This window comes from Streptosporangium jomthongense, assembly GCF_042650425.1.
GTDB lineage: Bacteria > Actinomycetota > Actinomycetes > Streptosporangiales > Streptosporangiaceae > Streptosporangium.
Genome location: NZ_JBHSBC010000014.1, coordinates 60,285 through 71,754, shown reverse-complemented (window position 1 = coordinate 71,754; position 11,470 = coordinate 60,285). Strand labels below are relative to the sequence as shown.

At 70.6% G+C, this 11,470-nt stretch carries 10 protein-coding genes; 5 read left to right on the top strand and 5 right to left on the bottom strand.

What is annotated here, in order from left to right; genetic code table 11:
• Positions 1-30 precede the first annotated feature (30 nt).
• Positions 31-699 (bottom strand): hypothetical protein, encoded by a 669-nt coding sequence (locus tag ACFOYY_RS15130; RefSeq protein WP_386190103.1) that lies wholly within the window; start codon positions 697-699, stop codon positions 31-33.
• 198 nt (positions 700-897) lie between these two features.
• On the opposite strand from ACFOYY_RS15130, the gene ACFOYY_RS15125 reads away from it, so the two are divergent.
• Complete coding sequence (locus tag ACFOYY_RS15125) at positions 898-2,211, top strand: FAD-dependent oxidoreductase (RefSeq protein ID WP_352008442.1); 1,314 nt, start codon at positions 898-900, stop codon at positions 2,209-2,211.
• 57 nt (positions 2,212-2,268) lie between these two features.
• Here ACFOYY_RS15125 and ACFOYY_RS15120 read toward each other — a convergent pair whose 3' ends face one another.
• The 3 genes from ACFOYY_RS15120 to ACFOYY_RS15110 form a co-directional block, all read right to left on the bottom strand.
• Complete coding sequence (locus tag ACFOYY_RS15120) at positions 2,269-2,943, bottom strand: copper homeostasis protein CutC (RefSeq protein ID WP_362783552.1); 675 nt, start codon at positions 2,941-2,943, stop codon at positions 2,269-2,271.
• A 43-nt stretch (positions 2,944-2,986) separates the two neighbouring features.
• Positions 2,987-3,628, bottom strand: a complete 642-nt coding sequence (locus ACFOYY_RS15115; RefSeq protein ID WP_352008440.1) for a GNAT family N-acetyltransferase — start codon at positions 3,626-3,628, stop codon at positions 2,987-2,989.
• 212 nt (positions 3,629-3,840) lie between these two features.
• The gene (locus tag ACFOYY_RS15110) at positions 3,841-4,587 is read right to left on the bottom strand and encodes a GntR family transcriptional regulator (protein ID WP_352008439.1); all 747 of its coding nucleotides are present in this window, start codon (positions 4,585-4,587) and stop codon (positions 3,841-3,843) included.
• A 596-nt stretch (positions 4,588-5,183) separates the two neighbouring features.
• Here ACFOYY_RS15110 and ACFOYY_RS15105 point away from each other — a divergent pair.
• From ACFOYY_RS15105 to ACFOYY_RS15090, 4 genes are all read left to right on the top strand, one after another.
• A complete protein-coding gene (locus ACFOYY_RS15105; RefSeq protein WP_386190102.1) occupies positions 5,184-6,305 on the top strand; it encodes a sensor histidine kinase in 1,122 nt (373 codons plus the stop codon).
• Positions 6,302-6,970 carry a response regulator transcription factor gene (locus ACFOYY_RS15100; RefSeq protein WP_386190101.1) on the top strand — a complete coding sequence of 223 codons (669 nt, stop codon included), beginning with the start codon at positions 6,302-6,304 and terminating at the stop codon, positions 6,968-6,970. The genes ACFOYY_RS15105 and ACFOYY_RS15100 overlap by 4 nt, the downstream gene beginning before the upstream one ends.
• A gap of 80 nt (positions 6,971-7,050) precedes the next feature.
• Positions 7,051-7,941, top strand: a complete 891-nt coding sequence (locus ACFOYY_RS15095; protein ID WP_386190100.1) for an ATP-binding cassette domain-containing protein — start codon at positions 7,051-7,053, stop codon at positions 7,939-7,941.
• Positions 7,938-8,684: an ABC transporter permease gene (locus ACFOYY_RS15090; protein WP_386190099.1), complete on the top strand. Its 747-nt coding sequence runs from the start codon at positions 7,938-7,940 to the stop codon at positions 8,682-8,684. Before ACFOYY_RS15095 ends, ACFOYY_RS15090 begins: the two co-directional genes overlap by 4 nt.
• An 85-nt stretch (positions 8,685-8,769) precedes the next feature.
• Here ACFOYY_RS15090 and ACFOYY_RS15085 read toward each other — a convergent pair whose 3' ends face one another.
• Complete coding sequence (locus ACFOYY_RS15085; protein ID WP_386190098.1) at positions 8,770-11,337, bottom strand: glycosyl hydrolase family 18 protein; 2,568 nt, start codon at positions 11,335-11,337, stop codon at positions 8,770-8,772.
• Positions 11,338-11,470 lie beyond the last annotated feature (133 nt).

The window sequence follows — 11,470 nt, the reverse complement described above, 5'->3', positions numbered from 1 at the left end:
CGCCGCAGGCGGCGCAAAAGGCAGGCACAACTACATACCGATCGCGAACACGAACGCCGCTGAGAGGACGGTCAGGGCCACCACGGCGCAGCGGCTCAGGGAGCGGCCCCTGCGTAGTGCCAGGAGCAGTCCGATCACGAACACGGCCACGAGGAGGGTGTCCCAGGGCCAGAATCCCCGGATGTACTCGGGGCCGCCCCGGAGGGTTTTGTCGAGCCCGTCGATCGCGACGATTCCAACGAGCGCGCCGCAGGCCAGGTCGCCCCACACGTCACGGCGTCCGCTGAAGTAGGCGAGTACTCCGAAGGTCGCGAGGGTGGCGACGGTGAGGTTCACCGTCGGGCCGTTGCTGCCGAGGACCATTCCCGGCCCTCTGGCGGTGAAGTTGAGCAGGTTCGCGCCCGACTCGAAGATCGTGGCGGCCAGCAGTGCGATGAGGGGGCCGAAGCTCGCCAGCGCGCTGGTCAGGGCGGCCCAGCCGAATCCCGCGGCGGTGCGTCCCACGATCACGACGAACAGGACGTACGCGTACGGCTCGTAGAGCGAGTGGATCAGTTGTGGCCCGTAGGAGAGCAGCGCTCCGGCCGCGCCGAGGATCATGCCGACCAGGAGGGAGAGCACCATGTGCAGAAGGATTGCCCGCTCCTGCCGGTCTCCGGCGAGGTAGTCGTATTCGAGCGTATGGTCCGATCCCGCCAAGGTCAGTGATCCCCCGATCGCATTGCCCCCATAACCATGCAAAGCATATCTGACCTGCAAGAATGACCCAAATACCCCAAGAGATGGTCAAGAGGAGCGCCGGGAACCCGGCCCGCGCAACGGCCGCGTCACCCTGGCCGCCCGGCGCCGTGGTGGGACAGAATCACCCTCAGGGGCGGTCACCGCTTGGGAGGCGACATGGCACCGGAGAACAGGCCGTTGAGGGTCGCGGTCGTCGGCTCGGGACCGGCCGGTCTCTACACGGCGGAGGCCCTGACGAGGCAGGCCCCCGGAGCCGTCGAGGTGGACGTGCTCGAACGGCTGCCGACGCCGTACGGACTGGTGCGCTACGGCGTCGCCCCGGACCACACCTCGATCAGGTCGATCGCCGACTACCTGCGACGGGTCCTCGAACTGCCGAACGTCCGCTTCCTCGGCGGTGTGGAACTCGGCCGGGACGTCTCGGTCGCCGACCTGCTGGCCTGCTACGACGCCGTGGTCTACTGCACCGGTGCGCCGGTTGACCGGCGGATGGGCGTGCCGGGCGAGGACCTGCCGGGAAGCGCGGCGGCCACGGACTTCGTGAACTGGTACTGCGGCCATCCCGAGGTGCCGGCCGACCGGTTCACCCTCGACAGTCCCGAGGTCGCGGTGGTCGGCGTCGGCAACGTCGCGGTGGACGTGGTGCGTGTCCTGGCCAAGTCCGCGCGGGAGCTGCGCGCCACGGACGTGCCCGAGGAGGTGCTCGCCCGCCTGGCGGCCAGCCGGGTGCGGGTCATCCACATGATCGGCCGCCGGGGGCCGGAGCACGCCAAGTTCACCCTGAAGGAGCTGCGGGAGCTCGGCGAGCTGACGAACGCGGACGTGCACGTGCGTCCGGACGAGTCGGCGGCCGACCTGTCCCGGGCTTCGCGCCAGGTCAGGGGGAACGTCGAGGTGCTGCGCGGCTGGGCGGCCCGCACCCCCGCCGGTCGTCCCCGGCGGCTTGAGGTCCGGTTCTGGATGCGGCCCGTGGAGATCGTCGGCCGGGACCGGGTCGAGGGGCTCAGGCTCGAACGGACCAGGCGGACCGAGGACGGGATCGTCGGGACGGGTGAGTTCGAGACCCTTCCCGTCGGGATGGTGCTGCGCTCGGTCGGCTACCGCAGCCTCCCGCTGCCCGGCGTGCCCTTCTCCGAGCGGACCTCGACCGTGCCGAACGAGGCCGGCCGGGTCCGTGACCGCGAGTACGTCGCGGGCTGGCTCAAGCGCGGCCCGACCGGTGTGATCGGCACCAACAAGTCCGACGCCGCGGAGACCGTCCGCACGCTTCTGGCCGATCTCGCCGGCCGTGCGCCCGTACCGCGCGGCGGCCTGGACGCCCTGCTCGCCTCACGGGGCGTCTCCCCCGTCACCTACGACCGCTGGCTGGCCATCGAGGCCGCGGAGATCGCCCTGGCCAGGACGCTGGGCCGGGGCGAACGCGTCAAACTCCTGGGCCTGGACGCCATGCTCGACGCCGGCGGCCGGTGACCTCACCCGGCTCGGCGGGCCCTCCCCGGCGCGTGGGCCGCGACGAGGAGGGCGACGTCAGTCGATCAGGGCCCGCCACTCACGGACCCTGCGCGCCTCGACCGGGTGTGCCCACGAGGCCCGTACGGCACCTCCGACGTGGAAGGCGCGTACGCCGTATTCGAGCAGCGCCGGGACGTGTGTGGGCTTGAGCCCGCCACCGGCCATGATCAGTGGCCCGTCCCCCGCCTCGCAGCGGGTCTTGAGCACCCGCAGGCCGTCCCCGACGCCGCTGGGCGCGCCCGAGGTGAGCACGGTCGCGAGGTTGGGCAGCAGCCGTACGGCCCGCCACCCCGCCTGGACGTCGGCCGCGTGGTCGACGGCCCGGTGGAAGGTCCAGGGCAGCGGGGCGACGGCGTGGATGAGCGCCTCGGTCGCGGCGAGGTCGACCGTCCCCGCCTGGTCGAGGAAGCCGAAGACGAACCCGGCCGCGCCCGCCTCCGCGAGGGCCTTGGCGTCACGCCGCAGGCTCTCCAGAGTCTCGGGCCCGGCCAGGAAGGAGGCCTCGCCGCGCAGCATCACCATCTGCGGCAGCGCGCACTCCTTGGAGATCGCCGCGACCGTCTCCACCGCCGGGGTGAGCCCGTCGGACGCGATGTCGGCGACGACCTCAAGACGGTCGGCACCGCCCTCCTCAGCCGCGACGGCGTCGCGGACGTCGAGCGCGATCACCTCAAGCAAGGAACCGGTCATGGGGTGAGGCTATCGGATGACTTTGTCCTGGGATCGCCGTGGTTCAGACATGTTCGGCGAGGGAGGAGTCGTGGCTGCTCACAAGCGGTCCACGGCGTCCCCCGAGCCCGCGCCGGTCGGTGAACGGCAGCGCCGTGCCGAGGCCGCCGCGCACGCCTCCGGGCCGCTGGAACAGCGCTCCCGAGGCGCGGTGCGGGAGGTCCACGGTGCGCAGGTGGGTGAAGCGCTGGCCCCGGTAGTAGTCCTGGAGCCTCATGTTGTCCTTGGAGCAGTCGAGCCTGAGCCAGCGCCCTCCGGCGGCCACCACCCGCAGGCCCGCCCAGTCGAGCAGGGCCCGCCCCAGACCGAGACCGGAGCAGGAGCGGGCGACCGACAGCTTGTGGACGTACAGCGCGGCGCCGGGGAGGTCCTCCGCCTGCCAGAACTCGGGGTCGGCGTTGCCGTCGAGGGCGATGGTGGCCACCACGCCCCGCTCGCCCTCCACCAGATACATGTCACCCGTCTCGATCAGCGGGGCTATGCGCGCGGCGGGGAAGCCTCCGGCGGGCCACTGCCGTACGCCTCTGCCGTTCAGCCAGTCGGCGGTCTCCGCCAGGAGGGTGAGGACCTCCCCGAGGTCGGCGGCGGTCGCGGTGCGCAGCGCGAGCGGACGCGCGGTGACGGTACCGACGGTGTTGGAGTGCATGATTGATCCCTTCGTTGCACAGGGTGCGTGAAGAGGCACGGAGAGTAACCGTTCGATGACGCACGGTGTCCATGCCGGCCCAGGCGAATGCCTAGGGGTCCAGGGAGGGCGGGGGCAGCGGCCCGCGCCCTGCCGCCTTGGGCGGGCGGCCCGGCAGGCGCCCGCGGCGCGGGCGTGCTGGGAGCCGGCCCGGCCGGGCGGTCACGGAGATGTCAGCGGCTTTCCAGCTCGTACCTGATCAGGTGCTTGTCCGCGGGGAGCACGGAGACGGCGACCCGGACGGGGGTGTCTCCCTCGTCGTAGCCGACCCTGATGTAGACGACGACCGGCGTGCCCGACTGGAGCTGCAGGCGGTGGGTCTCCGAGGTGTTCGGCATCCTGGCCCAGATGTCGTCGACCATGCGGACCTGACGGTGGCCCAGCTCGGTCAGCACCCTGTTGGCGCCGCGCGTGATGTCGCCGGGACGGGCGATCTCGGAGTCGGCGACCAGGGACAGCGGGAAGTAGGAGTCGTTGGTGTTGTACGGCTGACCGTCGACGAAACGCAGCCTGCGGCGGACCACGGCGAACTCGTCGTCGGCCAGTTCCAGCCTGCTGGCGATCTCCTCGGCGGGCTGCACGATCGCGACCTCGATGTGCTGGCTCGGCACGCGCCCCTCCTGGGAGACCGCCCAGGCGAAGGCCTCCTTGGTCTCCTCCGGCTGCGGCTGGAGCTCCCGCTGGGGGTGGATGAGCAGCGGCCTGCGTTCCCTGACGACGGTTCCCCTGCGGGGGGTGCGGGTGATCAGGCCCTCGTTGACCAGCTCTCCGAGGGCGAGCCGTACGGTGTTGCGGCTCACCTGGTGGATGCCCATGAGCTCGACCTCGGTCGGCAGCTGATCGCCCGGCCGGAGCGCACCGGAGTAGATGGCCCTCCGGAGTTCGGAGGCCACCAGCTGATACAGCGTTGACCGCGGCATTAAGTCCCCTTTGTGCCAACAAAACTAGACGATTTGGTTTTACCGGGGAACAGCCTCTTGACCCAACCTCTCGTTACCCGCATCATCCAATCGTTGGTACAAATCCATCGAAAGGTCGGCAAGGGGGTGAACGCCGGTGCCATCGGTCCGCGTGGGCGCGCCACGCCCGTCCCGGCGCGACCTCGGCGGTCCGACGCGCCTACTGCGCTGCGCGTCGCCCCGCCACGGATTCCCCCACACCTACCAGAGCGATGGGGACGGCACACGAGTGCTTTCGGTACCGACAGATCTGACCCTTTGGTGGAGAAATAGGTTTTTTGTCCGAAATGAGAAAGGCGGCATCCGCCCTCTCTTCCGGCGCCACCAGGGTCCGGTCTTCGGCGACACCCCCTCCGGGGAGGCGCGGGTTCCTCAGGTCCGCGTCTCCCCTGTCACCGGCCCCCGGCGCGGGTAACCGGTTCGAGGACCCCAACCCTCGCCGGGGTCCTCGCATCGCCGCGCCGGGCAGGAGCGCGTCCTGGCGGGTCCCCCACGCCCGCCAGGACGCGTCTCCGCTCTCCCGCCCGTCCGGCGGCTCCGGCGACTAAGATCACCCCATGCGGTCGGGGCGGAAAGTCGGGCTGCTCCTGGGTCGTCCCCAGATCTTCGACGTGACGCTGGTCGTGCTCCTCTGCCTGCCCTCGCTGATCGTCCTGCCCTTCACCCTGCTGGACGACGATCCGGACACGGCCATGAGGGCGGGGCTGTTCCTGCTCGCCGTCCCGCCCCTTCTGGCGCGGCGCCGCCACCCGGTCCCGGTCGCCGTCGTGATCGCGGCGCTCGACATCGCGGGGCGCCTGACGATCACTCCTTCCCTCTCGATCCTCGCGGCGATCGCCCTGTACGGCCTCGGCCGCCACACCACGACCAGGAGGGCGCTGGCCGCCTCCCTCCTCCCGGTGACGGCCGCCTACGCCGTCACGTCCTCCGCGTCCCTCACGGCGGGCCCCCAGTCCTCCGGCGCGTTCGCCTTCGGTGCCCTCTTCCCGCTGGTCCTCACCGGCGCCGGTCTGCTGGCGCGATCGAGGGCGGAGACACGACGGCTCAAGGAGAGCATCCGGACCGAGGAGGCGGTGCAGGCCGAACGCCGCCGCATCGCCCGTGAACTGCACGACGTCGTCGCCCACCACATCACCGTGGTCAGCGCGCTGGTCGGCGGGGCCAGAGTGACCCTGCCCACGGAGCCGCCCGAGGCCACGCAGGCGCTGCTGGCCGCCGAGCAGAGCGCCAGGCAGGCCCTCACCGAGATGCGGCACCTGCTGAAAGTGCTACGGGCCGACGGCTCCGGAGGCGGGGAGGCCACGGGGGTCGGCACGGCCGAGCTGCCCGCCCTGGTCGAACAGGCGGGCGCGGCGGGGCCGCCCGCGGAGCTGGTGGTCGAGGGTGAGCCCGTGCCCCTGCCCGCCGCAGTCGACCGGGCGGTCTACCGGATCGTGCAGGAGGCGCTCACCAACACGCGCAAACACGCCCCGGGGTCGCGCTCCCTCGTGCGGATCGGCTACGGAGAACAGGAGGTCGAGATCGAGGTGCTGGACGACGGGCCCGTGACCGTCCCGCCCTCCCCCGGCGGCTTCGGCCTGGTGGGGATGGCCGAGCGGGTCGCGCTGTGCGGGGGAAGCCTGGACGCCGGACCGGGACCGGCGGGCGGCTTCCGGGTCCACGCGAGGCTGCCGCTGTGATCACCGTGCTGCTGGCCGACGACCACGCCCTGGTCAGGACCGGATACCGGCTCATGCTGAACGCCCAGCCGGGCATCACCGTGGTCGGCGAGGCCGCCGACGGCCTGGAGGCCGTGACCCGCTGCCACGAGCTGCGGCCCGACATCGTGATCATGGATCTGCACATGCCCGGGCTGGACGGGGTCGCCGCGACCGAACGCGTCACCGCGGAGCTGCCGGAGACCAGGGTGCTCGTGCTCAGCACCTTCGACCTGGACGAGAACGTCGTGGCCGCGCTCCGGGCCGGGGCCAACGGCTTCCTGCCCAAGGACGTCTCCCCCGAGGAACTGGTCGAGGCGGTCAGGACCGTGCACGAGGGCACGGCGGCCGTGGCGCCGCGTCTGCTCCTCGGCCTCATCCGCACCCACGTCAGAGGCGCCCCGTCCCAGGCGCCCGCCCGGATCCGGGGCCGGACCCCTCTCGACGGGCTCACCGCGAGGGAGTTGGAGGTGCTGACGCTCATCGGCGGGGGCCGCTCGAACGCCGAGATCGCCGACGCGCTCGCGATCTCACCGAACACCGTGAAGAACCACGTGACGGCGTTGTTCGCCAAGATCGGCGCACGGGACCGGGCGCAGGCCGTGATCGTCGCCTACGAACGGGGGCTGGTCAGACCAGGAGAGTAGGACCCGGCTCCCGGTCCGGGCCGCCGCGGACGGTCCCGTGGCAGGAGGAAACGCCCGCCCCTGCCGGAGAGCCTTGGGGCATGACAGCGATACGGGCCATCGGCCTCACCAAGGAGTACGGCGGAACCACGGCCGTCGCGGGCCTGTCCTTCGACGTCAGACCCGGTCTGGTGACCGGTTTCCTGGGGCCGAACGGAGCGGGCAAGTCGACCACGATGCGCATGACCCTCGGCCTAGACCGGCCGACCTCGGGGACGGTGACGGTCGGCGGGGTGCCGTACGGCGAGCTCAGGCACCCGCTGCGCAAGGTCGGCGCGCTGCTGGACGCCAAGGCCGTGCACGGCGGGCGCAGCGCCCGCGACCACCTGCTGGCCATCGCGCGGAGCAACGCGATCCCCGCCTCCCGGGTCGGGGAGGTGCTGGAGACGGTCGGGCTCGGCGCGGTGGCCGGGCGGCGGATCGGAGGGTTCTCGCTGGGCATGTCGCAGCGGCTCGGGATCGCCGCGGCGCTGCTGGGAGACCCGGAGATCCTGCTGTTCGACGAGCCGGTCAACGGGCTCGACCCCGACGGGATCCTGTGGATCCGCACGCTGATGCGTGACCTGGCCGCCGAGGGGCGCACCGTCTTCGTCTCCAGCCACCTCATGAGCGAGATGGCCCAGACCGCCGACCGTCTCGTCGTCATCGGCAGGGGGAGGCTGATCGCCGACGCCGGGATGGAGGAGTTCATCGGGCGCAGCTCGCAGGGGGACGTCCGGGTGCGCTCGCCGTACCTGGCGGAGGTGGCCGGGTTGCTGCCCGGTGCCGAGACGCACGGGGACCACCTGCGCGTCACCGGGCGCTCTCCCCTTGAGGTCGGGACCGTCGTCGCCGCGCGGGGGCTGGCGGTCGAGGAACTGACCCTCGTCAGGCCGACCCTGGAGGCCGCCTACATGGAACTGACCAAGGACAGCCTGGAGTACTCCTCATGATCGACGTGATGCGGTCCGAGTGGACCAAGGTGCGCTCGGTGCGCTCGACCGTGTGGACCCTGGGCGCCGTGACGGCGCTGATGGTCGCGCTCGGCGCGGCCGGGGCGCTGGTCGCCGTGAGCGCCGGGGACGGCGGGCGCCTGTCCGGCCCGGTCTCCGTCAGCCTGATGGGCATCATGCTCGCGGCGCCGGTGACGGCGACGCTGGGGGTGATCGTCGTCTGCGGCGAGTACCGCACGGGCTCGATCCGCGCCTCCCTGGTCGCGGTGCCGGACAGGCTGAGGTTCCTGGCCGCCAAGGCCGCCGTGCGCACCGGGGTCACGTTCGTCGTGGGCGTCGTCGCCTCCTTCGCCGCCTTCCTCGCCGGTCAGGCCGTGTTCGCCGGGCGGGCGGCGGCGGTCTCCCTGGCCGATCCCGGCGTGTTGCGGGCCATCGTCGGCGCCGGGCTCTACCTGGCCGCGGGCGGGCTGCTCGGGCTGGCGCTCGGCACGTTGATCAGGCACACCCCGGGCGCGATCGTGACGGCCTGCGCGCTGCTCATGGTGCTGCCGACGCTGGTCGCGTTCGTGCCCGGCGAGCTGGGCAGGAGGCTGGTGGAGCTCACCCCCTCGAACGCGGGCAGCCGGATCGCCCTGGTCAGTCCCGTCGGGATGGGGCCCTGGACCGGCTTCGCCGTCTACCTGGCCTGGATCGCGCTCCCGCTCGTCGTCGCCGTTCCCCTGTTCAGGCGCCGTGACGCCTGAACAGGCCGGCACGCGAAACGGGCTGTCCTCGCGGCGTCGCAGGTCGCGGGGACAGCCCGTTCTGATGGGGATTACCCCCGATCGATTACTTCAGGCCCGCGTCCACGGCGTTGGTCAGGGTGCCGGGGTCACCGGACATCTCCCAGATCATCACGCCGAGCAGGTTCTTGCTGCGGAGCCATGCGGTCTTCTTCGCGATCGTCCACGTGTCGTCGAAGGTCCACCACTGGCCGCCGTTGCCGGTGTAGCAGTAGGTCGCGACCGACTGCTCGTCGTGCTTGATGGTGCACCCGGGGACGCTGGCCAGCAGGTTGCTGTATCCACGGGTACCGGCCTCGTCCTGGAACTGGCCGGGCGCGGCGCCGGTCGCCGACTGCCACTCACCGGACTTGCCGCCGTCGGCGACCCCCTGCCAGCCACGCCCGTAGTAGGCGAGACCGATGGCGATCTTGCGGGGGTTCACCCCGGCCTGCAGGTAGGCGTTGACGGCGTTCTCCACGCTGAAGTGGAAGTTGTACGGGTCGTCGTTGTCGGCGTACAGGTTGGCCTGGTGGCCGGCGACGTTGGGCTCCCACGAGTTGTCGCTGCCCGATCCGTGGAAGTCGTAGCCCTGGACGTTGAAGATGTCCAGCGACTTGGCGACCTCGGCGAGCTCCCAGCCGGCCTCGATCTTGGCGGGGTCGGCGGGGGTGAAGGCGGTGAGCTGGTAGCGCTTACCGGTCTCGACGGTCAGGGCGTCGAGCTGCTTGCGGAACTCGGCGATCAGCAGGGTGTTGTTCTGCTTGTCGTTGGCGCCGATGTGGTTGCCCGCGTGGCCCTCGGAGCCCGGCCACTCCCAGTCGAGGTCGATGCCGTCGAAGATCCCGGCAGCGCTGCCCGGGCCGCCGGCGGCGTTGTAGGTGGGCAGGTTGCCCTTGATGTAGGTGTCGATGCAGGAGGAGACGAACTTCTTCCTGGCGGCGTCGGTGGCGGCCACGTCGGAGAAGTACTTGGAGTAGGTCCAGCCGCCGAGCGAGATCAGGATCTTCAGGTTCGGGTACTTGACCTTGAGCTTCTTGAGCTGGTTGAAGTTGCCGCGCAGCTTCTCCCAGCCGGTGTCGCCGACGCCGTCGACGGACTGACCGGCGCTCATCGGCCTGCCGTAGTCGGCGTCCGCGTCGCCGGAGCCGTCACCCTGGCTCGGGTCCTGCGGGTTGCCGGTGGTGCCCTTGGTCACGCCCTGCAGACAGGTCAGATTGACCGGGTCGATGTTGCCGAAGGCGTAGTTGAGGTGGGTCAGCTTCGCCGCGACGCCGGTGGTGTCGAGGTTGCGGACGAAGTACTGACGGCCGTAGATGCCCCACTGCACGAAGTAGCCGACCCGGGCGTAGCCACTGCCGATGATGTCGTCGGTGGTGACCTTCACCGCGTTGCTGGCGTCGGAGACGTTGTCGTAGGTGTCGCGGGCCTTGACCGTGAAGGTGTACTCGGTGGACGGCGAGAGGCCGGTCACCGTGGTCGAGGTCGAGGTCGAGGTGGTCAGCAGGGTCGAGCCGCTGTAGATCTCGTAGTTCGCGACCTCCTTGTTGTCCGTGGAGGCACCCCAGGTGAGGTTCACGGTCGAGGAGGACTTGCCGGTGCTGCGCAGGTTGGTGGGCGCGGTGGGCGGCTGGGTGTCGTCACCGGCGTTGTTGGTCGTGACCTTCAGCGGAGGAGTGGCCGCGGAGAGCGTGCCCTTCCTGTCCTTGGTCTTGACGGTGAAGGTGTACTCGGTGTTCGGGGTCAGGCCCGAGACGGTCGCGGTCGTCCCGGTGACCGTGGCCGCCACGTCGCTGCCCTTGTAGACCTGGTAGCCGACGATGGGCAGGCTGCCCTGGGTGGCCGCGTCCCAGGCCAGGGTCACGGTCTTGGTGGTCTTGACCGGCGAGCGCAGGTTGCCGGGGACGCCGGGCGGGGTGTCGGCGGCGCCGTCACACCTGACGTCGTTGATCCGGCAGTTGTCCGGCTCGGCGGAGGCGCTGCTGAGCGTGAAGGTCGGGCTGTAGGGCTCGGTCGAGCCGTGGGCCGCGACGTTGGTGTTGTAGTGGGCCGGGCTCAACGTGACCGAACGGCCGCTCTGGCTGATCGAGCCGTTGTCGGCGGAGCTGGCGGTGACACCGGCGGGCAGGTCGAAGGTGATCGTCCAGCCGTTGAGCGCGGCGTCGGTGTTGTTGTTGACCACGAACTTGCCACGCGACCCGCTGGCCGAGTAGGTCGCGGTGACGGGCGCGTCCGGCGGGGGCGGGTCGCCGCTGCCGTCACAGTTGGCGTTGTTGATGGTGCACTTGGTCGGCTGGACGGCCGAGCTGAGCGTGAAGGTCGGGCTGTAGGGCTCGGTGTTGCCGTTCGCCTTCACGGTGTTGATGTAGAAGGCGGGGGTCAGCTTCACCTTGGTGCCAGTCTGCGAGATGGTCGCATTCTGGGCACCGCTCGCCGTCACCCCGGAGGGGAGTTCGAAAGTGATCGACCAACCGGTCACAGCGGTGCTGTTGGGGTTGCTCACCACGAACTTGCCCTGGTTGCCGGTGAGAGTGAAGGCGGCTGTCAGGCGAGCGGCTGCGTGGGCGGGGATCGACAATGCGGCCATCGCGGCCGCCATGGCGAACACCACCAGCACAGAAGCTAATCGGCGCATGTTGATGCTCTTTCCTTTAGGAAAGTTTCCTAATAATTATGCGGATCGTAACCCTGACCCCCGGGCTCTACAAGACCCAAAATGGTTGTAAAAACGGCGGGAGGCCGCCCCGGTCCTGGGCGGCCTCCCTTAT